Annotated in this window: 23 protein-coding genes; 17 read left to right on the forward strand and 6 right to left on the reverse strand. The window is 69.3% G+C overall.

The genetic code is table 11. From position 1 onward, the window contains the following. Positions 1-69: 69 nt before the first annotated feature. From ABT304_RS16670 to ABT304_RS16715, 10 genes are all read left to right on the forward strand, one after another. Complete coding sequence (locus tag ABT304_RS16670) at positions 70-669, forward strand: hypothetical protein (protein ID WP_350716723.1); 600 nt, start codon at positions 70-72, stop codon at positions 667-669. A 48-nt stretch (positions 670-717) separates the two neighbouring features. Further along, the gene (locus ABT304_RS16675; protein ID WP_350716725.1) at positions 718-2,340 is read left to right on the forward strand and encodes a succinic semialdehyde dehydrogenase; all 1,623 of its coding nucleotides are present in this window, start codon (positions 718-720) and stop codon (positions 2,338-2,340) included. Then, entirely contained in the window at positions 2,337-4,055 is a 1,719-nt protein-coding gene (locus tag ABT304_RS16680; RefSeq protein WP_350716727.1) for a GMC family oxidoreductase N-terminal domain-containing protein, read from the forward strand. Before ABT304_RS16675 ends, ABT304_RS16680 begins: the two co-directional genes overlap by 4 nt. 269 nt (positions 4,056-4,324) lie before the next feature. Further along, positions 4,325-5,899 carry a glutamine-hydrolyzing GMP synthase gene (guaA, locus tag ABT304_RS16685; protein ID WP_160025297.1) on the forward strand — a complete coding sequence of 525 codons (1,575 nt, stop codon included), beginning with the start codon at positions 4,325-4,327 and terminating at the stop codon, positions 5,897-5,899. 36 nt (positions 5,900-5,935) lie between these two features. Further along, positions 5,936-6,967, forward strand: a complete 1,032-nt coding sequence (locus tag ABT304_RS16690; protein ID WP_350716729.1) for a hypothetical protein — start codon at positions 5,936-5,938, stop codon at positions 6,965-6,967. A gap of 66 nt (positions 6,968-7,033) precedes the next feature. Beyond that, complete coding sequence (locus ABT304_RS16695) at positions 7,034-7,375, forward strand: DUF3140 domain-containing protein (protein ID WP_350716731.1); 342 nt, start codon at positions 7,034-7,036, stop codon at positions 7,373-7,375. Between the two features lie 79 nt (positions 7,376-7,454). Continuing rightward, the gene (locus tag ABT304_RS16700) at positions 7,455-8,087 is read left to right on the forward strand and encodes a UdgX family uracil-DNA binding protein (RefSeq protein ID WP_350716733.1); all 633 of its coding nucleotides are present in this window, start codon (positions 7,455-7,457) and stop codon (positions 8,085-8,087) included. 81 nt (positions 8,088-8,168) lie between these two features. Beyond that, complete coding sequence (locus ABT304_RS16705) at positions 8,169-8,540, forward strand: DoxX family protein (protein ID WP_350716735.1); 372 nt, start codon at positions 8,169-8,171, stop codon at positions 8,538-8,540. Between the two features lie 103 nt (positions 8,541-8,643). Further along, a complete protein-coding gene (locus tag ABT304_RS16710; protein ID WP_350716737.1) occupies positions 8,644-8,997 on the forward strand; it encodes a hypothetical protein in 354 nt (117 codons plus the stop codon). Between the two features lie 10 nt (positions 8,998-9,007). Then, a complete protein-coding gene (locus ABT304_RS16715; RefSeq protein WP_350716739.1) occupies positions 9,008-9,271 on the forward strand; it encodes a hypothetical protein in 264 nt (87 codons plus the stop codon). 30 nt (positions 9,272-9,301) lie between these two features. On the opposite strand, the gene ABT304_RS16720 is transcribed toward ABT304_RS16715, so the two are convergent. Beyond that, positions 9,302-9,943 carry a GntR family transcriptional regulator gene (locus ABT304_RS16720; protein ID WP_350716741.1) on the reverse strand — a complete coding sequence of 214 codons (642 nt, stop codon included), beginning with the start codon at positions 9,941-9,943 and terminating at the stop codon, positions 9,302-9,304. 150 nt (positions 9,944-10,093) lie between these two features. Between ABT304_RS16720 and ABT304_RS16725 the strand changes: the two genes are divergently transcribed. The 5 genes from ABT304_RS16725 to ABT304_RS16745 are packed head-to-tail and all read left to right on the forward strand — an operon-like array spanning position 10,094 to position 16,256. Continuing rightward, positions 10,094-11,350 (forward strand): NRAMP family divalent metal transporter, encoded by a 1,257-nt coding sequence (locus ABT304_RS16725; RefSeq protein ID WP_350716743.1) that lies wholly within the window; start codon positions 10,094-10,096, stop codon positions 11,348-11,350. 14 nt (positions 11,351-11,364) lie between these two features. Beyond that, on the forward strand, positions 11,365-12,138 hold the full coding sequence (locus ABT304_RS16730; protein WP_350716745.1) for a LamB/YcsF family protein: 774 nt from the start codon (positions 11,365-11,367) through the stop codon (positions 12,136-12,138). Further along, complete coding sequence (locus ABT304_RS16735) at positions 12,135-12,929, forward strand: putative hydro-lyase (RefSeq protein ID WP_350716747.1); 795 nt, start codon at positions 12,135-12,137, stop codon at positions 12,927-12,929. Before ABT304_RS16730 ends, ABT304_RS16735 begins: the two co-directional genes overlap by 4 nt. After that, positions 12,926-14,539, forward strand: coding sequence for a 5-oxoprolinase subunit B/C family protein (locus ABT304_RS16740; RefSeq protein ID WP_350716749.1), 1,614 nt, complete (start codon positions 12,926-12,928; stop codon positions 14,537-14,539). Before ABT304_RS16735 ends, ABT304_RS16740 begins: the two co-directional genes overlap by 4 nt. Before the next feature lies 1 nt (position 14,540). After that, complete coding sequence (locus ABT304_RS16745; RefSeq protein WP_350716751.1) at positions 14,541-16,256, forward strand: acetyl/propionyl/methylcrotonyl-CoA carboxylase subunit alpha; 1,716 nt, start codon at positions 14,541-14,543, stop codon at positions 16,254-16,256. Between the two features lies 1 nt (position 16,257). On the opposite strand, the gene ABT304_RS16750 is transcribed toward ABT304_RS16745, so the two are convergent. After that, entirely contained in the window at positions 16,258-18,369 is a 2,112-nt protein-coding gene (locus ABT304_RS16750) for an MMPL family transporter (RefSeq protein WP_350716753.1), read from the reverse strand. Positions 18,370-18,463: 94 nt separating this feature from the next. Here ABT304_RS16750 and ABT304_RS16755 point away from each other — a divergent pair, with 94 nt between their 5' ends. Beyond that, the gene (locus tag ABT304_RS16755) at positions 18,464-18,916 is read left to right on the forward strand and encodes a MarR family winged helix-turn-helix transcriptional regulator (protein WP_350716757.1); all 453 of its coding nucleotides are present in this window, start codon (positions 18,464-18,466) and stop codon (positions 18,914-18,916) included. Between the two features lie 43 nt (positions 18,917-18,959). Here the strand turns inward: ABT304_RS16755 and ABT304_RS16760 are convergent, their stop codons facing one another. From ABT304_RS16760 to ABT304_RS16770, 3 genes are all read right to left on the reverse strand, one after another. Continuing rightward, a complete protein-coding gene (locus ABT304_RS16760; RefSeq protein WP_350716759.1) occupies positions 18,960-19,814 on the reverse strand; it encodes an alpha/beta fold hydrolase in 855 nt (284 codons plus the stop codon). A gap of 40 nt (positions 19,815-19,854) precedes the next feature. Further along, positions 19,855-20,904, reverse strand: a complete 1,050-nt coding sequence (locus ABT304_RS16765; RefSeq protein WP_350716761.1) for an adenosine deaminase — start codon at positions 20,902-20,904, stop codon at positions 19,855-19,857. Positions 20,905-21,152: 248 nt separating this feature from the next. Next, entirely contained in the window at positions 21,153-21,386 is a 234-nt protein-coding gene (locus tag ABT304_RS16770) for a hypothetical protein (protein WP_350716763.1), read from the reverse strand. Between the two features lie 68 nt (positions 21,387-21,454). On the opposite strand from ABT304_RS16770, the gene ABT304_RS16775 reads away from it, so the two are divergent. After that, positions 21,455-21,850 carry a VOC family protein gene (locus tag ABT304_RS16775; protein WP_350716765.1) on the forward strand — a complete coding sequence of 132 codons (396 nt, stop codon included), beginning with the start codon at positions 21,455-21,457 and terminating at the stop codon, positions 21,848-21,850. Here the strand turns inward: ABT304_RS16775 and ABT304_RS16780 are convergent. Then, the gene (locus ABT304_RS16780) at positions 21,847-22,305 is read right to left on the reverse strand and encodes a DUF5709 domain-containing protein (protein ID WP_350716767.1); all 459 of its coding nucleotides are present in this window, start codon (positions 22,303-22,305) and stop codon (positions 21,847-21,849) included. The genes ABT304_RS16775 and ABT304_RS16780 overlap by 4 nt on opposite strands. Between the last annotated feature and the right edge of the window lie 107 nt (positions 22,306-22,412).

Raw genomic sequence — 22,412 nt, forward strand, 5'->3', positions numbered from 1 at the left:
GAGCCCGGCATGGCTGCGTCCCACGAATTGCCGTGGCGGAGCAAGCGGTTGACGTAGCAATCTGACTCCATGTTCTTGGTCGCTGATCCCCCCGAGCCGCTGGCCACCGACGATTTCGTGCTTGCCCCGCTCCGCCCCGAGCTGCTCGACCTGGACACCGAGGCCTACCTGGCCAGCCCGGACGTGATCCGCGACCACAGCTGCGGCAGGTGGCCACGGGAGGGCTTCGGCAGCGACGACAACCTGCCGCTGGTGATCCGGCACTGGTCCGACCACCAGGCGAAACGAGCGTTCACCTACCTCTTCCTCGACCCCGAGGGCACGTCGTCCCTCGGCTGTCTCTACGTGCAGCCCCTGTTTCCCTACCTGGAGGCGATGGGCGCCGACGCCCAGACCCTGCTCAGGTACGCAGGTGGGTCCACCGCCCGGGTCAGCTACTGGCTCCGCCAGGACCGAAAGCCCGAGCTCACCGCCTCGGTCGCCGAGCGGCTGGACGAGTGGCTGCGTACGAAATGGCCGTTGGACGCGTATCTCTACCGGGCCACGCCTGCGGAGGAGTGCACCGTGCACGCGCTCGACCGGCTGCCGCTGGACCGCGTCGTGATCGATCTTCCGGCCGAGCAACACGACTATCTGTGGTGGGCCGCGGATGTTCGTATGGTGAGTTAGTGGGACGGCTGTCTGGCTTCCGAGACGCCCGTCACATACTCTCGGTACATGAGCGCATCGAACCCGACCCCTTCCGGCGGCCCGATCGTCGAGGGCCCGCTCGATCCCGAGCACGACGCCACGGCGTCCCTGGCCCTCGAGCCTGACTATGTTGCCCGCCTGACCGGCCGCGTCGTGGCGACCACGGGGGAGTCCCGAGAGGTCATCAGCCCGCTCAACGGGGCGCCGCTGGCGCACATCCCGCAGTCGAGCGATGACGATGTCGCCGCGGCCTTCGCGAAGGCCCGGGTCGCGCAGGAGAAGTGGGCGGCGACGCCGGTCGCCGAGCGCGAGCGCATCCTGATCAAGCTGCACGACCTCGTCCTCGACCGGCAGGACGAGATCCTCGACCTGATCGTGCTGGAGTCGGGCAAGGCCCGCAAGCACGCGTTCGACGAGCCGCTGCACATCGCGCTGACCGCGCGCTACTACGGCCGCCGGAGCAGCAAGATCCTCGACACCGAGCGCAAGCTCGGCGTCATCCCCGTGCTCACCCGGGTCGAGCTCAACCACGTTCCCAAGGGCGTCGTCGGCATCATCAGCCCGTGGAACTACCCGTTCACCATGGCGCTGTGCGACGGCCTCGCCGCGATCGCAGCCGGCAACGCGGTCGTCATCAAGCCCGACTCACAGACCATGCTCAGCGCGCTCCTCGGTGCCGAGCTGCTCGCGGAGGCGGGGCTCCCGGAGAACCTGTGGACCGTCGTCGCCGGCCCGGGCTCGAAGATCGGCACCAGCATCATCCAGCGCGCCGACTACGTCTGCTTCACGGGCTCGACCAACACCGGAAAGATCGTCGCCAAGCAGGCGGCGGAGCGGCTGATCGGCGCCAGCCTCGAGCTCGGGGGCAAGAACCCCATGCTCGTCCTCAAGGACGCCGACATCGAGAAGGCGGCCGAGGGCGCTACCCGCGCGGTCTTCTCCAACTCCGGCCAGCTCTGCGTGAGCGTCGAGCGGCTCTTCGTCGACGACAAGGTCTACGACCGGTTCGTGGAGCGCTTCGTCGCCCGCACCCAGGCGATGACCCTCGGCGCCACCCTAGGCTGGGAGAACGACATGGGCACCCTGATCTCGCAGGCCCAGGTCGACACCGCGACCGCCCACGTCGAGGACGCGGTCTCGAAGGGGGCCCGCGTGCTCACCGGCGGCAAGGCTCGCCCCGACCTCGCGCCGTTCTTCTTCGAGCCGACGATCCTCGAGGGCGTCACCCCGGAGATGACCTGCTTCGGCAACGAGACCTTCGGCCCGGTCGTCTCGATCTACCGCTTCCACAGCGAGGAGGAGGCGATCGAGCGCGCCAACGACGGTGAGTACGGCCTCAACGGCTCGATCTACAGCCGCGACACATCCCGCGCCCGCCGCATCGCCCGGCAGATCAAGTGCGGGACGATCAACATCAACGAGGCCTTCGGCGCCACCTTTGCCAGCATCGACGCCCCGATGGGCGGCATGCGCGAGTCCGGCCAGGGCCGCCGCCAGGGTGTCGAGGGCATCTTGCGCTACACCGAGACCCAGTCGGTCGCCTCCCAGGCCATCCTGCGCTTCGCCCCGCAGTTCGGGATGAGCGACCAGGCGTACGCCAAGTTCATGACCGCCTCGCTGCGGGTGCTGAAGTCGCTGGGCCGCGCATGAGCGGGAACCACTACGACGTACTCATCATCGGATCGGGCTTCGGTGGATCGGTCAGCGCGCTGCGGCTGACCGAGAAGGGCTACAAGGTCGGAGTGGTCGAGGCGGGTCGCCGGTTCGCCGACGACGAGCTGCCCAACACCTCCTTCGACCTGCGCAAATACCTCTGGGCGCCGGCGATCGGCTGCTACGGGATCCAGCGCATCGACATGGTCAAGGACGCCGTGATCATGGCCGGCGCCGGGGTCGGCGGCGGCTCGCTGGTCTACGCCAACACCCTCTACGAGCCGCTCGACCCGTTCTACGAGGACCCTTCCTGGAGCCACATCACCGACTGGAAGGACGAGCTCGCTCCCTACTACGAGCAGGCCAAGCGGATGCTCGGCGTCACCCTCTACCCCCATCTGACCCCTGCTGACGAGGTCATGCAGAAGGTCGCGGCTGAGGCCGGCCGCGGGGACACCTTCCACAAGGCGCCGGTCGGTGTCTTCTTCGGCGGCCCGAGCCACGTGGCCGGGCAGGAGGTGGCCGACCCCTACTTCGGCGGGGAGGGCCCCGACCGGCGTACGTGCACCAACTGCGGCGAGTGCATGACCGGCTGCCGCCACAACGCGAAGAACACCCTGGTCAAGAACTACCTCTACCTGGCCGAGAAGAACGGCGCCGAGGTGCACCCGCTGACCACGGTGACGCGCGTCTACCCGGCCAAGACCGGAAGCGGGTACGTCATCGAGACCCGCTCCACGAAGGCCAAGCTGGGCATCGGCCGCACGAAGCGGTTCACCGCCGACCAGGTGATCTTCTCGGCGGCCTCGCTCGGCACCCAGAAGCTGCTCCACAAGCTCAAGCGCACCGGCGACCTCCCCGAGATCTCCCCGCGCCTGGGTGAGCTGACCCGCACCAACTCCGAGTCGATCCTGGGCGCGATCGCCCCGGACACCGCCATCGACTACACCGAGGGCGTGGCGATCACCTCCTCGTGGCACCCCGACGAGCACACCCACATCGAGCCGGTCCGCTACGGGCACGGCAGCAACGCGATCGCTGCGATGCAGACGGTGCTCACCGAAGGTGGTCCCCATCGCCTCCGCCGGTGGCTCAAGGAGATGTGGCTGCAGCGGCGGTCGCTGCGTACGTTCTACGACTTCAAGCACTGGTCCGAGCGCACCGTCATCGCGCTGGTCATGCAGGCGCTGGACAACTCGATCACGACCTTCCCGAAGCGCACCATCTTCGGGTGGCGGATGTCGTCCAAGCAGGGCCACGGCAAGCCCAACCCGACCTGGATCCCCGCCGGCCTCGACGCCGTACGGAAGATGGCCGGGGTGATGAGCTCGGGCGAGAAGCCGGGGTATGCCGGTGGCACGATCGGCGAGCCGTTCAACAAGCCGATGACAGCCCACTTCATCGGCGGCTGCACCATCGGCGACTCGGTGGAGACCGGCGTGATCGACCCCTACCAGCGGCTCTACGGCTACGACGGCCTGCACGTCGTCGACGGCTCCGCGATCTCCGCCAACCTGGGTGTGAACCCGTCGCTGACGATCACCGCTCAGGCCGAGCGAGCGATGGCGTTCTGGCCCAACAAGGACCAGGCCGACCCGCGGCCCGAGCTCGGTGCCGGCTATGCGCGGATCCAGCCCGTCCGGCCGGCCTCGCCCGCGGTGCCCGCGAGTGCACCGGCTGCCCTGCAGCTGCCCATTGTTGACGTACGGTGACCAGGCTGTTGTGTTGGTGACACGGGCTGCGCAGGAATTTTCTGGCAGGAAGTTTTTAGTTGACCCGTAACCGTGGTTAAGAGGGTTCGTTGGAGTGATCAGACCCGGGATTGCTCCCTCCCTAATACATGCCGGGTCTTTCGTCCGGGACAGTTTTGCCTCGGGCAATCAGGGCCCGGCCACCTCCCTCCCCGGCCGGGCCCTGGTGCATTTTCGAGCGAGCCGCAGGAGATTCGGCTCGCGGCGTACGGCCTCGTTAGGATTCGTGCATGACGCAGGCTCCTGGGGCGGAAGAGCACGATCTGGTTCTCGTGGTGGACTTCGGCGCGCAGTATGCGCAGCTGATCGCCCGCCGCGTACGTGAGGCGAAGGTCTACTCCGAGATCGTGCCGCACTCGATGCCGGTCGAGGAGATGCTCGCCAAGAACCCGAAGGCGATCATCCTCTCCGGCGGCCCCTCGAGCGTGTACGCCGAGGGCGCCCCCGCCATCGACAACAGCCTGTTCACCGCGGGCACCCCGGTGTTCGGGATGTGCTACGGGTTCCAGCTGATGGCCCAGGGCCTGGGCGGGACCGTCGACGACAACGGGGCGCGGGAGTACGGCCGCACGCCGGTCACCGTCGGTGTCTCCGGCACGCTGCTCAAGGACATCCCGCCGGCCCACAACGTGTGGATGTCGCACGGCGACTCGGTCTCCGAGGCGCCCGAGGGCTTCACCGTGCTCGCGAGCACCGCGGACACCCCGGTGGCGGCCTTCGAGAACGTCGAGAAGCAGCTCGCGGGCGTGCAGTGGCACCCCGAGGTGCTCCACTCCGAGCACGGGCAGAAGGTGCTCGAGCACTTCCTGTGGGACATCGCCGGCGCGCGCCAGACCTGGACCATCGGCAACATCGCCGAGGACCAGATCGAGCGGGTACGCGAGCAGATCGGCGACCACCGCGCGATCTGCGCGCTCTCGGGCGGTGTCGACTCCGCGGTCGCGGCGGCCATCGTCGCCAAGGCGATCGGTGACCGGCTGACCTGCGTCTACGTCGACCACGGCCTGATGCGGAAGAACGAGTCGGTCGCGATCGAGAAGGCGTTCCGGGAGTCGACCGGCGCCGAGCTGAAGATCGTCGACGCCGAGAAGGAGTTCCTCGACGCGCTCGCCGGGGTCACCGACCCGGAGGAGAAGCGCAAGATCATCGGCCGCGAGTTCATCCGCTGCTTCGAGCGTGCCGAGGTCGAGATCCTGGGCGACAGCGACGAGAAGGTCGCCTTCCTCGTCCAGGGCACCCTCTACCCCGACGTCGTCGAGTCCGGCGGCGGTGCCGGCACCTCCAACATCAAGTCCCACCACAACGTCGGCGGCCTCCCCGAGGACCTCGAGTTCGAGCTGGTCGAGCCGCTGCGTGAGCTCTTCAAGGACGAGGTGCGCGCCGTCGGCTCCCAGCTCGGCCTGCCCGACGAGATCGTCCAGCGTCAGCCGTTCCCCGGCCCCGGCCTCGGGATCCGCATCATCGGTGAGGTCACCAAGGAGCGGCTCGACATCCTCCGCGAGGCCGACGCGATCGCCCGCGAGGAGATGACCCTCGCCGGTCTCGACCGCGACATCTGGCAGATGCCGGTCGTGCTGCTCGCCGACGTCCGCTCGGTCGGCGTTCAGGGCGACGGCCGCACCTACGGCCACCCCGTCGTGCTCCGCCCGGTCACCTCCGAGGACGCGATGACCGCCGACTGGGCCCGGCTTCCCTACGAGGTCATGGAGCGCATCTCCACCCGGATCACCAACGAGGTGAGCGAGATCAACCGGGTCACCGTCGACATCACCTCGAAGCCCCCGGGCACCATCGAGTGGGAATGAGTCGTTGACAGGTCTCGGCCGTGGACAATGTCGTCCATGACTGAGCCGGACCTCGCTCGACGACTCCTCGACGCACACGTCGCCCATGAGATGGCGGCGCTGCGCGGCGTACGTTTCCTCGATCTCGTCACCGGCGAGATCGACTTCGCGCTGCGCTCCGCCAGCGAGCTGACCCTCGACCAGGTGATGCCCCGCGACCTGATCAAGGAGGTGGCGCTGAAGTACGTCAGCACCTTCCGGCTCCCGGGCGCGATCCCGGAGGTCGCCGGTGCGCTCGCGACGAGGCTCAAGGCGCATCCCGCCAACGAGACACCGCTGGGCAAGGTGGTCAGTCGGCCGCGGATCGCCGAGCTCGTCGAGGCCCTCGTCGAGATGCGTACGCTGCGCCAGCAGGTCCTGCGCAGCCTGGCCGACAACTCCGGGATCCAGGCGGGCGTCGGCACCTTGATGCGCGGTACGGCCCGGGGTGCGGTCGACACCGGCCGCAGACTCGCCGACAACCTGCCGGGTGGCTCACTCGGCTTCTCGATCGCCGAACGTGTCGCCGGCCGGATGGCGGACACGATGAAGGGCACCCCGGTCGGCGCGGCCGTGGACCAGAGCGCCCGCGAGCTCGCGGAGCGGGGTGCCGGAGCGCTGCTCGGCTACCTCACCGACACCGCCGCGAGCTCGGTCACCGACGAGGAGGTGCACGACGCGCTGCTGGAGGTCTGGGACGCGCTCGCGACCCGTCCTGTGCGCGAGATCGCCGACCTGGTCGACGACGAGCAGCTGGTCGCGCTCTTCGTCGGGCTCTACCAGGTCTGGCTCGACGTGCGCGACTCCGAATACCTGCAGGCCCTGGTCGACACGGGCGTCGACTTCTTCTTCGACACCTATGGGAGCTTCACCCTCGACCGGCTCCTGGAGGAGTGGGGTCTGGGCCGCGACGACCTGGTCGAGGAGGCGCTCCGCTTCGGCCCGCCGGTGATCGAGGCGCTCGCCGAGGCCGGCGTCCTCGAGCAGCTGATCCGCCGCCGGCTCTCGAGCTTCTACGACTCGCCGGAGGCTCGGACCCTCCTGGGTTGAGGCCGTGTGCCCGGCCGTCGGGATGGGTACCGGAACCGGTGCACTCGATCAGGCAGGAGGCACGAGATGGCCGAGACGATCGTCGACGACAGGCTCTGGGAGAACTTCCACCGCGCGGTGAACATGAGCTCGCGAGACCTACGGAAGTGGCTCGCCGTGCAGGGTGCGGGGGAGATCACCGAGACCGAGCCGGACCAGGCGGGCAGCGAGCTCGGCCACCGGGTGGCCGACATCCTCGGCAAGCGCCGGGCCGACGTGACCCCCGACGACGTCGAGGTGATGCGACGCGTCGTCGACAAGGTGACCGACCTTCGCGGCGGTGACACCGGCCAGTGGGAGCCGACCGCGGGCGATGACCACTGGCGGCACCGGCTGATGAACGTCGGGCACGACCCGCTGGCGCCGTGAGCGAGCGTCAGCGAGTGAGCCGTCCGGACAACACGCGACCGCGTCCGTATTCTGGCGCTTGCGCTACGGACGTGGTCGCGTGAGCGCGGCGGAGTGGGTGCCGGAGTCGCCGACTCTCGCCGACCTGCGCAGCGCCGTCCAGGACTGCCGTGGCTGCGAGCTCTACCGCGACGCGACCCAGGGTGTGATGGGCGAGGGGCGTACGCCGGCCCCGCTGATGCTGCTCGGCGAGCAGCCCGGTGACCGCGAGGACCGTGAGGGCGAGCCGTTCGTCGGTCCGGCGGGCGGCATCCTCCACGAGGCGCTCGCCGATGCCGGGATCGAGCCGGAGGAGACGTACACGACGAACGTCGTCAAGCACTTCCGCCACCGTCTCTCGGGCAAGCGCCGCATCCATCAGGCGCCCACGAGCAAGCACGTCGGCGCCTGCGCTCCGTGGCTGGCGGCGGAGCTGGATCTGGTACGTCCCAGCGGCGTCGTCCTGCTCGGCGGCACTGCCGGCAAGGCGCTGTACGGCTCGTCCTTCCGCGTCGGTGAGGCACGCGGCCACCTCCTCGAATGGCCCGACGCCATCGCCACGGAGACCCTCGACCCCTGGGTCCTCGCGACGACCCACCCCTCCGCCGTCCTCAGGGCGGAGGACGAGCGGCAGGCGACGTACGACGGTCTGGTCGCGGATCTGAAGGTCGCCGCCGCAACCCTGGAAAAATAGCGAGAAGGCGGTGTCGAGATCGCCGGTGTCCGCTCGACGCGTGGGTAACAGCATCACCACCCACCCTTCGAGGAGATCGAGATGAGCACCAACGCACAACGAGCCGGCTGGGTCATCACCGTCCTGGTCACCCTGTTCCTCGGCTTCGACATCGTCACGCACCTGCTGCAGGTCGAGCCCGTCATGGACTTCAACGACAAGATCGGCGCGCCGGGCTGGTTCCCCGTCATCTGCGGCGTCGTCCTCGGCCTGTCGCTGGTCGCCTACCACGTCCCGGCCACCCGGGCGATGGGCACGATCTTGATCACCGCCTACCTGGGCGGCGCGGTCACGGTGAACCTGGTGTTCGGGCAGCCGGCCTTCAACACCGTCTTCGCCATCGCCACCGCGGTCCTCGTCTGGGCCGGTGCGTGGCCGCGCGACGCGCGGCTGCGAGCACTTGCTTCCGTGTGAGGAGGGGGAAGGTGGAGACGCACGTACGCCGGCATGACCGGCTTACCGCGACTGAACTCGGGGCGACCGAGAATGTCGGTGGTCCGGGCTACCGTTCCTGTGCGTGAGATGGAGCTACCCGGCGATGGCGGACGGCACGACTGTGCCGTTCCGTCCGTCGGAGCGCCCACATATCTCAGCGTGGATGAGCGCACACATCCTCGAGCGGCACCAAGCCACGTCCGAGTCCGAACGGGAGTGGCCCAAGAAGTCGAAGTTTCACGCTGACTGGAGCGCAGTTCAGATCATCGCTGCGGTAGACCTCGCACTCGCAGACCCCGACCGCCCGCCGACGCGTCTCGGCGACAAGATTCGCTTCGAGCGGGTTGTCGACGGTCAGCTCGTCCGCGTTCAGGTGCGGGACGATATGGAGCCACCCGAGATCTGGAACGCCTATCCCGTGGACAGTGAGGGCTAGCATGGTTGTCATGAACGTCGAGGACTTCGCCTATGGCGTGCTGATGGAGGCACTGCCGTCCATCCCCGCTGATGTGCTCGAGGTCATCGCGGACGATATCGACGCAGGTGAATACCTGACGTCCTTGATCGAACTGATCGAGCGAGCTCCGGAGACCGTTTCTGTGGCAGTCGTCGATGCGCTGGAAGGCCATCTCGAGACCCTTCCCGAAGGGCCGCACCACCGGGTTGGTGCCGATGCGGTGGCCCGACTCCGGCACCTCAAGAGCGCCTGACCTCACCGGAGGTCGTCGAGCGTCTATCGCCTAGCCGCGGCGCAGTCGCGTGAACGCTCCGAGCACGGTCTGCTCGGAGAGGATGAGGTAGTCGCGCAGCTCGTCAGCGGCCGCCGGTCCTCCCTGCTCGAGGAAGGTCTCGAGCAGGGAGCGGTTGCGTGTCACGAACGGAGCGTGCAGCGCCTCGGGGTTGTCGATCTCGAGGAACGCGAGCCGCAGCTCGGCGGCGATGTCGCGGAACAGGCGCTCCAGGCGTGGGCTGTCGGCGAGGGCGACGATGGCATCGTGGAACGCCATGTTGGCGGTGCCCACCGTGCGCCAGTCGCGCGCCTCGAGGCTGGTCTCGCTCTGTTCCACCGCCTCGCGCATCGCCATGACCGCGGGATGCAGCGGGGAGCCGGCGGCCAGCGCGGCCGGCTCGACGTAGCGCCGCGCCCGATAGATGTCGACGACGTCCGCCACGGTGGGGGAGGCGACCGAGACCCCGCGATGAGGTACGTGCTCGATGAGGCCCTGCTCGGCCAGCACGCGGAATGCCTCTCGAAGCGTGTTGCGGGAGACCCCGAGCTTCTCGGCGAGGGAGATCTCCGACAGCCGGGTGCCGGGCGCGAACTCGCCGTCGATGATCCGCCGGCGCAGGGCGTTCGTCAGGGTGTCCTCGACATCGGGCATGACCGCATCCTAGGGGAATCGCATCCGCGGACAATCGAAACGTCATTTTAACAGGCGGGACTATTATTGTTGAACAATTACTGCCATCCTGTACTACACCCAAGAGAGTGTGGCGGGAGCCACACAGCCCGTTGATGGCAGGAGTCCCCCATGACCGAGACGACCAGCGCCGAGCGCGCGAAGAGCTTCGCCCGTTCCCGCCGAGGACCCATCCTCGGCGCCATCTTCCTGATGGCCACCTCGGCCATCGGCCCCGGCTTCATCACCCAGACCGCGACCTTCACCGCGCAGCTCGGCGCGGCGTTCGCCTTCGCGATCCTGGCCTCGATCCTGATCGACTTCGCGCTGCAGATGAACGTGTGGCGCATGATCACCGTCGCCGGCAAACGGGCCGGCGACCTGGCGAACGAGGCGGTGCCGTACTCCGGTCACCTGCTGGCGACGCTCATCGTGATCGGTGGTCTGGCGTTCAACATCGGCAACATCGCAGGTGCCGGGCTCGGCCTGAACGCCCTGCTGGGACTCGACCCGAAGGTCGGTGGCCTGCTCTCGGCGCTGCTCGCCATCGGCATCTTCATGTACAAGCGGGCCGGCCGCGTCGTCGACATGGTCGTGCTCGTGCTCGGTCTGCTGATGATCGGGCTGACGCTCTTCGTCGCGATCGCCTCGCAGCCCCCGGTGGGTGACGCGCTGCGCCAGACCTTCGCGCCCGACACGCTCAACTTCGCGACCATCACCACGATCGTGGGCGGCACCGTCGGCGGCTACATCACCTACGCCGGCGCCCACCGCTACCTCGACTCCGGCCTGACCGGCCCCGAGCACGTCCCGGCCGTGCACCGTGCCTCGATGAGCGGCATCCTCGTCACCGGGATCATGCGCTACGTACTCTTCCTCGCGATCCTCGGCGTCGTGGCCTCCGGTGTCACCCTCGACTTCTCCAGCCAGGCCGCCAACCCGGCCGGTCAGGCGTTCGGCGCCGTGCTCGGCGACGCGGGCATCCGCATCTTCGGCGCGATCTTCTGGGCCGCGGCGATCACCTCGGTCATCGGCGCCGCCTACACCTCGGCCACCTTCATCTCGACCTTCTCGAAGAAGCTCGGAGCGGGCTGGCCGCTGCAGCTCGCGACGGTCGCCTTCATCCTGGTCTCCCTCGTCCTCTACCTGATGATCGGCGCCGCACCCGCGGCTATCCTGGTCTTCGTCGGCGGCTTCAACGGTCTGATCCTCCCGATCGGCATGACGATCTTCATGTACATCGGCTGGTTCCGTCAGCGCGACGTCCTCCGCGGCTACCGCTACCCGGTGTGGCTGCTGGCTCTGGGGACGATCGCGACCCTGCTCAGCTGGTACATGGGCATCGTCTCGATCCGCCCGATCTTCGCCTTCATCGGCATTGGAGCGTGAGCACCATGAACAACATGGCAGCAACCATCGACCTGAACTCCGACCTCGGCGAGAACACGCCCGACCGGGTGGTCGCCGACGACGCGGCCATGCTCGCGATCGTCTCGAGCGCCAACGTCGCCTGCGGGTTCCACGCCGGCAGCCCCGAGGGGATCCGTTCGACGCTCGCCGACGCCGTGGCCAACGGCGTCGCGATCGGCGCACACCCGGGTTACCGCGACTACGAGGGCTTCGGACGCCGCGCCATGGATATCGACTCCGCGACGCTGCAGGCGCATGTCGAGTACCAGCTCGGGTCACTGCTCGGCCTGGCCTCGGCGGTGGGTGGCGCCGTCCGCTACGTGAAGCCGCACGGTGCGCTCTACAACACGATCGCCCGTGACGAGCGGCAGGCGCGGGTCGTGGTCGCCGCGGTCAAGGCGATCGACCCCTCCCTCGTGCTGCTGGGACTCGCGGGCGGTGTCGTCCTCGACGTGGCCGACGCCGCCGGACTGGCCACGGCCGCGGAGGCGTTCGCGGACCGTGCCTACACCCCCGGCGGCGAGCTGGTCTCGCGTGCCGAGCCGGGTGCGGTGCTGCACGACGCCGACGCGGTCGCAGCCCGCATGCTGCGGCTCGCGCGCGAGGGTGTGGTCGAGGCGATCGACGGCACCGACGTCGCCATCCGTGCCGACTCGATCTGTGTGCACGGCGACAGTGATGGGGCGATCCGGATGGCCGCCGCGATCCGTGCCCTGTTCGAGGCCGAGGGCATCGTGATCGCTCCGTTCGCCGGAGCCGCCGCATGACCGCGAGCATCACCCAGCTCGCCGCGGCTCGCGCCGCGCGTACCTCCTACCGGGCGGGTGAGGTCGCGCCGACGAGTGGCGTCGCCCACGGCCTGGTGCAGGCGAACCTGATCTCCGTGCCGGCCGACTGGGCCTTCGAGGTGCTGCTCTTCGCGCAGCGCAACCCCAAGCCGTGCCCGGTGCTCGAGGTGCTCGACCCGGGCGCCTACGAGTCGACCCTGGCGCGCGGATCCGACCTGCGCACCGACATCCCCGCATACCGGATCTGGCGCGATGGCGTGCTGACCGAGGAGGTCACGGACGCGAGCGCGGCGTGGAAGGAGCACCCCGATCTGGTCTCGTTCCTGATCGGCTGCAGCTTCACCTTCGAGGCTGGCCTGACCGACGCCGAGATCCCGATCCGTCACCAGGAGCTCGGCCGCAACGTGCCGATGTACCGGACATCCCGCCCGTGCGCTCCCGCCGGACGCCTGCGCGGCGACATGGTGGTCTCGATGCGCCCGATCCCCGCTGACCGCGTCGCCGATGCCGTACGCATCTCCGGGCGGTATCCGGCGGTGCACGGTGCGCCGGTGCACGTCGGCGACCCGGACTCGCTCGGGATCGCCGACCTCGCCGCTCCCGAGTTCGGGGACCCGCCGGAGGTGCGCGACGGTGAGGTGCCGGTGTTCTGGGCCTGCGGGGTCACGCCGCAGGCCGCGATCATGGACTCGCGCCCGCCGTTCGCGCTCACCCACGCGCCCGGTCACATGTTCATCACCGACGTACGGGATGCGGAGTATCTGGCGTGAGGCGCGTTCTCATCGCATCGGACCGGGCGCTGCTGGTCGAGGAGGAGGACCTCGAGGGCGCGATGCGGCTGCACGCGGCGCTCGTGGCCACACCGCCGACCGGCGTCGTCGAGCTGGTGCCTGCCGCCCGGACGGTGCTCGTCCGGTTCGATCCGACGCTGGTCGACGAGGTGAGCCTCGCGAAGGAGCTGGGTGGGGTCGAAGCCGTCCACGGTGGCCTCCCGACCGCTGGTTCGGTGACGATCGGTGTGCGCTACGACGGGCAGGACCTCGACGAGGTCGCCGACCTGCTCGGGGTCAGCGCCGAGCAGGTCGCCGCGCGCCACGTGGCCGCGACCTGGCGGGTGGCGTTCACCGGCTACGCACCAGGCTTCGGCTACCTCGTCGGCGACGAGCCTCTCTTCGACGTCCCGCGGCGGTCCTCGCCGCGCACCCGGATCCCCGCCGGATCCGTCGGTCTCGCCGGGACGTTCTCGGGTGTCTACCCGCGCGAGAGTCCCGGCGGCTGGCAGCTGATCGGGCGTACGGACGCGCCGATGTGGGACCTGCACCGGGATCCACCCGCCCTGCTCGCGCCCGGGATGACCGTGCGGTTCGAGCGGCTCGAACGGGAGTCGGTCGCGGTGACTGCGTCCGCTCCCTCGGTCGACGCCGCGGAGCACCCCTTCGCTGTCGAGGTCGTACGCCCCGGCCTGCAGCTGGTGCTCGAGGACCTCGGCCGCCCGGGCCATGCCGCGCTCGGCGTCTCCGCGTCGGGAACGGCCGACCGCCGCGCCCTGCGTGCCGCGAACCGCGCCGTGGGGAACGCTCCGGGGGAGGCAGGTTTCGAGCTCGCCGGTGGCGGTGCAGTCCTGCGCTTCACCGGTCCCGCGGTGGTCGCGGTCGCCGGCGCGCCCGCCGAGACGACGATCGTACGCACCGACGGCCCGCCGCTCCCCGTCGAGCACGGCGCCGCCACCGCGCTCGAAGACGGGGAGGAGCTGCGCCTCGGCGCGGTGACCTCCGGACTGCGCGCCGTGATCGCGGTACGTGGCGGACTGGATCTTCCGCCGGCGCTCGGCAGCCACTCGAGCGACACGCTCGCGGGCCTCGGCCCAGCAGACCTCGGTGGACGACCCCTGCGTGCCGGCGACGTCGTGCCGCTGCACGGTCCCGCCGCTGCGCCGTACGCGGTCGACCCCTGCCCGGCTCCCGCCGACCCGCTGCCCGCACCCGGCGACACCGTCGAGCTGCGCGTCGTGCTCGGCCCGCGCGAGGACTGGTTCACGGAGGCCGGCCTGCGCACGCTGGTCGAGCAGGAGTGGACCGTCACGCCGCGCTCCGACCGGGTCGGCGTACGCCTGGAGGGCGCTGTCCCGCTCGAACGCGCGGTGGCCGGTGAGCTGCCGAGCGAAGGAGCGGTGACCGGAGCGATCCAGGTGCCACCCGATGGCCAGCCCGTGCTGTTCCTTCCGGACCACCCGCTCACCGGCGGCTATCCGATCATCGGCGCGGTCATCGACCGCGACCTGGACCTGGCCGGTCAGCTGCCGCCCGGCGTCCGCATCCGCTTCCGACCCGTCGCGCCCACTGTGCCCGTCGGGTCGACCACCGAGACCCGAGGAGACTGACATGCGCAGGGTGCTCATCGCCAACAGGGGAGAGATCGCCGTCCGCGTCGTGCGGGCGGTTGCCGAGGCCGGCCTCGTGTCGGTCGCCGTCTACGCCGACCAGGACGCCGACGCGCTGCACGTGCGTCTCGCCGACGAGGCGTACGTGCTCGGCGGCGCCACCGCCGCCGAGTCCTACCTCAGCATCGAGTGGCTGATGGCCGCGGCGCAGGCCTCCGGTGCCGACGCGGTGCATCCGGGCTACGGGTTCCTCTCGGAGAGCGCCGAGTTCGCGCGCGCCGTCGAGACAGCCGGCCTGATCTGGATCGGCCCCAGCCCCGAGAGCATCGACAGCCTCGGCGACAAGATCACCGCACGCCGGATCGCGCAGAGCGTCGGCGCCCCGCTGGTGGCGGGCACCGACCGCCCGCTGGAGTCGGCCGACGAGGCGGTCGCGTTCGCGCGCGAGCACGGGCTTCCGATCGCGATCAAGGCCGCCTTCGGTGGTGGCGGCCGCGGTCTGAAGGTCGCCCGCGAGCTCGACGACGTCGCCGACGCCTTCGACTCCGCCTCGCGCGAGGCGTTGGTCGCGTTCGGTCGCGGTGAGTGCTTCGTCGAGCGCTTCCTGGAGCGCCCGCGGCACATCGAGGCGCAGGTGCTCGGCGACGGCACCGGTCACGTCGTGGTCGTCGGCGACCGGGACTGCTCGCTGCAGCGCCGCAACCAGAAGCTCGTCGAGGAAGCGCCCGCGCCGGGTCTGACGGACGAGCAGCGCCGCCGCATCCACGACGCCGCCCGCGACATCTGCGCGGCGGTCTCCTATCGCGGGGCCGGGACCGTCGAGTTCCTGATGGGCGAGGACGGGGTGATCTCGTTCCTCGAGGTGAACACCCGACTCCAGGTGGAGCACCCGATCACCGAGGCGGTCACGGGCGTCGACCTCGTCGCCGAGCAGTTGCGCATCGCCGCGGGTGAGGGCATCTCCTTCGCGGAGACCCCGGCGCCCTCGGGCCACGCGATCGAGCTGCGGATCAACGCCGAGGACCCGGGCCGCGGCTTCCTGCCGAGCCCCGGCGTCGTGACCGGCCTGCGGGCTCCCTCCGGTCCCGGCGTGCGCTGGGACGCCGGGATCGAGGCGGGCGACACGGTGCAGAGCGCCTTCGACTCCCTGATCGCCAAGCTGATCGTGCATGCGCCGAACCGGGACACCGCCGTCGTACGTGCCCGCCGCGCGCTCCGTGAGCTCGACGTCGAGGGGGTCGCGACCGTCGTACCCTTCGCCCGCGTCCTGCTCGACGACCCGGCGTTCTCGACCGCCGGGTTCGCTGTGCACACGCAGTGGATCGAGACCACGCTGATGCCGCGCCTGGAGGCGCAGCGGCGACCCGAGCCGGCGCCCGAGAAGCCGCTGCGGCGGGTGCCGATCGAGATCGACGGTCGCCGGGTCATGCTGGGGCTTCCCGAGGAGCTTCTGCAGGGGATCGCGGCGGGCGGTCCGGGACCGATGGAGGCCGCACCGGCGGTCGACCCCGCCGGGCTCGAGGCCCCCGTCCCCGGCGTACTCGTCGACTGGCTCGTCGCCGACGGCGAGCGGGTGGCCGAGGGCCAGGACGTCGCGGTCATCGACGCCATGAAGATGGAGACCCGGGTCGCCGCCCATCGCGCGGGCGTGCTCGCCCACGGTGCCGATGTCGGTGGCACGGTCGCGATCGGGGACGTGCTCGGGAAGATCGAGTAGTTCATGAGCCCGGCCCCTCGCGCTCGCCCGTGAACGCACTGGATCGGCGCGGCCACCAGAACGCCGGGCCCAGCCACAACGACAGGGCAGGCACAAGTACGGTGCGCACGAGCAGCGTGTCGAGCAGCACGCCCACGAAGATGACGATGCCGAGTTGGGCAAGCACCACCAGCGGGAGCACGCCGAGCACGGCGAAGACCGCCGCCAGCAGGATGCCCGCGCTGGTGATCACGCCGCCGGTCGCTGTGAGACCGCGGAGCATTCCGTCGCGGAGTCCGTGCGATCGCGACTCTTCCAGCGCCCGGGTGACGAGGAAGATGTTGTAGTCCACCCCGAGGGCGACCAGGAACAGGAACGCCAGCAGCGGCACTCCCACGTCGATCGCGGAGAACCCGAAGACACCGGTGTAGATCCACCACGATGTGCCGAGGGCGGCAAAGAAGGTGCCGACCACGGTGGCCACCAGCAGCAGCGGAGCGACGATCGATCGCAGCAGCAGCACCAGGCCGATGATGACCAACCCGAGGATCAGCGGAATCAGCAGCGCCCGATCGCGCTCGGCGGCGTCGCGCTCGTCGACCGACTGTGCCTCGGTGCCGCCCACCCAGGTGTCGTCGAAGCCTTCGAGCCGGTCACGAAGGTCGACGACGGCGGCCTCGGCGGCTGCGGAGTTGCTCGCGGCGTCGAACACCACGGCGAACTGGGTGAGGTCGCCGCTCTGCCCTGTGGTGCGCACAGACACGACGTCGTCGCCCTGCTCGATCGCGGTTGTCACCTCGCCGGGCTCGCTGCGGGTGATGACGGTGGCGGGGTCGACGGTGCCGGCGGGGAAGGACTCGCCGAGGCGGGCGGCGGCGCTGATCGACTCCGGCGTGTCGAGGAACTGCTCGGAGGTGGGCAGTCCCTGCTCGATCTGGGTGACGGAGAAGCCCAGCAGTGCGACCACGACGACCGCGCCCAGGGCGAAGCCGCGGGGACGCCGGGAGACGGCGCTACCGAGCCGGTGCCACGCAGAAGTGCGCGAATCGACCAGTGGTTCCTGGCCGACTCGCGGGACCAGCGGCCAGAACATCCACCGTCCGAAGAGGACAAGAGTGCACGGCAGCACGATCAATGCGTACGTTGCCGCGATCACGACACCGACTGCGCACGCCAGTCCGAGGCCGCGGGTGGTCGGCACGACCGACAGCAGCAGGGTCAGCAGACCGAGCGTGACCGTCGTGGCGCTGGCCAGCACCGCTTCGAACGTACCGCGCACGGCGGTGGCCATCGCGACGTATCGATCCTCCTGTCCTCGCAGTTCGTCGCGGTAGCGGCTGATCAGCAGCAGCGCGTAGTCGGTGCCGGCGCCGAAGACGAGAACGCTCAGGATCCCGATGGTCGACTCGTCCCACACGACACCGAACGTCGCGAGCACATGGGTCGCAGAGACGGCGGCCACCTGGTCCGCGAGCCCGACCACCAACAGCGGGACGATCCACAGCAACGGGCTGCGGTAGGTGATGATCAGCAGCAGCGCGACGATCACGGCGGTGGCGGCGAGCAGGGTGACGTCGGCGCCCTCGAAGACGCCGGCGAGATCGGCCTGGACCGCAGCGGGACCGGTGACCTGCGCGGTGACACCTTCGGGCGTCTGGTCGTCGAGGAGTTCGCGGATCCGCTCGATCGCGTCGGCGGTCTCGCTCGCGCCCTCGGCGCCGATCGGCACGACTCCCAGGGCAGCTGTGGCGTCCTCGCTGATCCGAAGCGGTTGCTGCTGGCCGGGTCGGCCGCTGTCACCTTGCTGCGGACTCTCGGCCGCCACGATCTCGCCGTAGAGCGCCGTGAGCTCGCCCTCGACTGTCTCGGCGGGCAGCTCGCCCTCGTCGGCGGTGAACAGCACGATCGCGAGTGAGGAGTCGTCGGCCCCGAACTCGTCAGCGAGTTCTGCGACGGTGGTGGAGTCGTAGCCGTCAGGGAGATTGTCGGTCGCTGACGGTGTGCGTTCGGCTTCCCCTACGGCGCCGATCAAGAGCCCGGAGAGAACGAGCGCGACCAGCGAGACGGTGGCGGCCAGGGGTGGTCGTAACAGCCGTCGGGTGGCTGGTGCTCGACGCGCGGAGTGGGACGGCACGAGCGGCCTCCTAGGTAGACTTGAACGGAAAGTATGAAAGAAACTTAGTAAGTTGGTGAGAGAAATCCAAGGCGACGACTCAAGGGACGCACAGGTGAAGCCCTCGCCCGAGCAGGTAGCCGAGGCCATGGGCACATCCACGTTGCAGCTGCTTCGGCGACTGCTCGACGTCGCGCAGGAGTCGGCGCCGGCGGTGGCTCGTCGTGCCGACCTGAATCACCACGAGCTCTCTGCGATGAAGCTGATCACCCGCGCGCCGATCGGGCCGGGCGACCTGGCCCGCCACTTGGGCGTGAGTTCGGCCGCAGCCTCCGGGATCGTCGACCGACTCGCCTCACGCGGTCACGTCCGGCGTGAACCGGACCAGGACGATCGCCGCCGGATCCAGGTAGTGGTCACCGACTCCGGGCGCGCGGACATCCTCGGGCAGCTGATGCCGATGTTCGTTGCCCTGGACGATCTCGATCGGGGGCTGTCACCTGAAGACCGTGCGGTCATCGACGCATATCTCACCGCGGCGATAGCGGCGGTCGAGCGGCTCCTTTAGGCGGCGTCGGCCGACAGCAGGTCGTGACCTCGGTACGGCGTCCTTACTGCCTCGTGTGGTCGAGGATTGCAGGGATGACCATGTCCCAGGTGTAGGGCGGGGGCGGCTCGTGGCCGACGCCGTCGAGGACGAGGAGCGTCGCGTCGGGGATGTCACGGGCCAGGATCTCGGCATGCCCGATCGGAAACAGCGGGTCGCGGGTGCCGTGGATGACCAGCGTCGGGGCGGCGATGTCGGCCAGGGTCGCCTCGATCGGCTCGCCGTCGCTCATCGCCTGGTGGTTGGCGAAGCTCGGCCGCATGTCCGGCGTGCGGCGTACGACCCGCTCGATCACCGCCCGCATCCTGGCCTCGTCGAAGCCCTCCGGCACGAACGCCTGCTGGTCCTCGACGAGCATCGACACCAGAGCCTCGTGGTCATCGGGATCCGGGACGGTGGTGGTGGCTGCCTTCGCGAAGAAGTCGGCCAGCTCCTCGCCGATGGGCGGCAGGTCGGGTACGCCGTCGAAGGCCGGTGAGGTCTCGTCGAGGATCAGCGTCTCGACCCGCTCCGGATGGAGCACCGCCGCACACTGGGCCATCGCCCCGCCCATCGAGATGCCGAAGATGTGGGCCTTGTCGAGGCCGAAGGCGTCGAGGAGAGCCGGGATGTCCGCGATCATGTCGCGCCCGGTGTAGCCCGGCTCTCCCGGCGGCCAAGTCGTCGAGCGTCCGGTGTCGCGGTGGTCGTAGCGGATCACGAACCTCCGGCCCGCGGCCAGCGCCCGGCAGAAGTCGTCCTCCCAGTAGTCCATCGAGGCGCTCATCCCACCGACGAGCAGGATCGGCGGGTCCGCAGGACTCCCGAACGTCTCGACGCACAGCTCGATCCCGTTGACCGCCAGTGTCAGTTCGCCCATGGCGACCAGCAAACGGGCGGGTCCGAGCGACGTCAAGCGCTTAAGGCGTGGCGTACGTGTCGATCTCGGCGCGCAGCCGGGCCTTGAGGTCGTCGGGTGCGTAGGAGACGTCGACGGCGGCGCGGGCGAGATCGGCGATGCCGGCGGTGTCGAGGCCGAGGAGGTCGGTCGCGATCTCGTACTCCTGGTTGAGCGTGGTCGCGAACATCGGCGGGTCGTCCGAGTTGATCGTGACCGGCACACCGGCATCGACGAACGTCTTCAGCGGGTGCTCCTCGAGCGTCGCGACGGCACCGGTGGCGACGTTGGAGGACGGGCAGACCTCGAGCGGGATCCGGTGCTCGGCGAGGTGGGCGAGCAGAGCCGGATCCTGGGCCGCCGAGGTGCCGTGGCCGATCCGCTCGGCCTTCAGCACGGTCAGGGCGTCCCAGATCGTCTGCGGTCCGGTGGTCTCACCGGCGTGCGGCAGCGAGCGGAGCCCCGCGGCGCGGGCCGCGTCGAAGTGCCTCTCGAACTGTGGCCGGGGAACCCCCACCTCGGGACCACCGAGGCCGAACCCGACCAGGGTCTCCGGGCCATGGTCGACGGCGTACGCCAGGGTCGCATCGGCCGCCGGGATCCCCGACTCACCCGGGATGTCGTAGATCCAGCGCAGCGTGATCCCGAAGTCGCGCTCGGCGCCCACCCGGGCGTCCTCGAGTGCCTCGGTGTAGGCCTCGATCGCCATCCCGGTGTGCCCGGTCCCGGCGGGACGCTCGGCCAGATCCGGGCGTACGGAGGTGTAGGGCGTGCAGGTCAGCTCGGCGTAGCGCACCTGCTGGGTCTGCGCGAGGTCGCGCGCGATCTCGTAGGTCAGATAGCGGATGTCCTCGGGTGTCCTGACCAGGTCCACAACCGAGAGGTAGACCTCGATGAAATGCGCGAAGTCGCTGAACGTGAAGTACTCCCGCAGCAGCTCGATGTCCGCCGGCACCGTCCCCGGATGCCGTGCCGCCAGCTCCGCGACGATCCGCGGCGAAGCCGACCCGACGTGGTGGACATGGAGCTCAGCCTTGGGCAGCCCGGCGATGAAGGTCTTCAGGTCACTCACGCCCCGATCCTCACACGCGGGTTCGCCCTCCCGCGACTCCGTTTCCGCTCGCATGGCCCGAACTCAGCGTGCATCGGAGGGGCGTTGCCCGGGCGAACGAAAATTCGTTCGCCGGACAGCGTTGCGTTCGGAGCCGCGCGAACGAATTTTCGTTCGTCCGGTGGATCGAAGTCGGCTACGCGCCGCACCCCTTGAGCGGCGCGGTCATCGAGTGCGGGTCATGCCACAGCCGATGTAGGTCATCGCACCTAAGCAGCGTAGATGACCTTGTCTGGCCATAACCCTGTGGCTCTGGCCTCCTTGTACGCCTTTATGAGGATCTTCGCAGCAGCTGGGTCGAGGTCGGAGTCAGCGGCAGAAAGGCGCGCCTGTACCTCTGACTTGGCCATTTTCACCTCGCCAGAACGCTCGGCTCCGGGCCACTCGAACGCGTACATGATGGACTGATCGTCCTCGAAGATCTTTTGCCCCTCAACGAGCATGCCCATTATTTTCAGCCCTACCTCTCGCTCCCAGTTAGATCGGACCAGATCGAGGCTAGGGTGATGGCATGCGGGCGATCCACCACTGGGACCTCTGGGTCGACGACTTCGAGACTGCCTCGGGGGAGTGGGGCTGGCTCTTCGGCGAGCTCGGCTGGGAGGCCGGCACTCAGGGCCACTTCTGGGAGGCGCCGGACGGGACGTACGTCTTCATGGAGCACTCCAAGGACCAGCACGGCACGCAGGACCGGCTTCGGCCCGGCGTCAACCACATCGCGTTCATGATCGACGACCGAGACCAGCTCGACAGGATCCGGGCTGCGTCGACCGAGCATGGCTGGCACGAGATGTACGCCGACCGCTACCCGCACGCAGGCGGCGACGAGCACACGGCGCTCTACCTGGAGAGCTCTGAGGGGTTCGAGGTCGAGATCGTGCTGGAGATCGACGACCTCACCGCCTAGCGGTAGTCGTCCCCGTCGTCGCTGTCGTCGATGATGTGGATGGCGGCCTCCTCCGCGGAGGCGCCGGCGCCGTCGATGCCGGCGTCGATCCCGTAGAGCTCGGACTCCGCGTCCTCGCCCTCGCCGCGGTCGGGGTCGACCAGTCGGCCCGCTCGCTGGTTGCCGACCTCGCGGCCGTCGGGGTCGTCGCTCTCCTCGGCATCGTCGTACTCGACCGCGTACGGATCCGGCTCCGGCACCTCCTGGTGGACCCGCTGGTCGATGCACTCCCGGTGCTCCTCCTCCCAGGGCGTGTTGCCGTAGTCGGTGGAGTAGTGGTCGGCGGTGACGATGCCGTGGTCGAGCTCGTCGCGCACCTCACCTTCGAGAACCTCCCCGGAGAGCGCGTCCTCCCCGGTGATCTGGTCCTCGTCGTCGACACTGTAGTCGCCGTAGTTCTCGCGCGATTCGCTCACTTGAGTCTCCTGATCGGCCGGGCATTGGGGTCATGACGGCCCCCTTCGGTAACGTTAACCCGGTCCGGTATGGAGTGGAACCGGACGGAAATATACGACGCGGGGAT

The organism is Nocardioides sp. NPDC000445 (assembly GCF_040300245.1).
Classification (GTDB): Bacteria; Actinomycetota; Actinomycetes; order Propionibacteriales; family Nocardioidaceae; genus Nocardioides.